The following is a 251-nucleotide window of genomic DNA, read 5'->3' as shown; positions in this document are numbered from 1 at the left end:
ACTGAGCGCTGGATAGTAAAATGCCAGAAAACTGAGGACGGTACTGGCGACATCATCATTGATCTGCCTCAAGAGTTGCTTGACCAAATGAGGTTAGGTGTTGGGGACGACCTGGAGCTAACGGTAGTGAATGGCACATTAGTCCTGACGCCCGTGTGCAACGCAACATCAGTGCGGCCCATGTTTGCTGGCGTCCTGCGTCAGGATGTCTATCATGCTTACCGCATGCGTCTGGAGACGCTTCTTCATAT

At 51.8% G+C, this 251-nt stretch carries 1 protein-coding gene; it reads right to left on the bottom strand.

Annotation, left to right across the window (positions count from 1 at the left end; genetic code table 11):
• Window positions 1-55: 55 nt before the first annotated feature.
• Window positions 56-251, bottom strand: a 196-nt coding sequence (locus tag AAEY78_RS14240) for a hypothetical protein (protein WP_352340075.1), incomplete at its 5' end; no start/stop codon positions are given.

Origin of the sequence: Psychrobacter sp. 16-MNA-CIBAN-0192, assembly GCF_040309565.1 — a bacterium.
Classification (GTDB): domain Bacteria; phylum Pseudomonadota; class Gammaproteobacteria; order Pseudomonadales; family Moraxellaceae; genus Psychrobacter.
The sequence above is the reverse complement of the archived record's forward strand: the minus strand, read 5'-3'. Positions and strand labels throughout refer to the sequence as shown.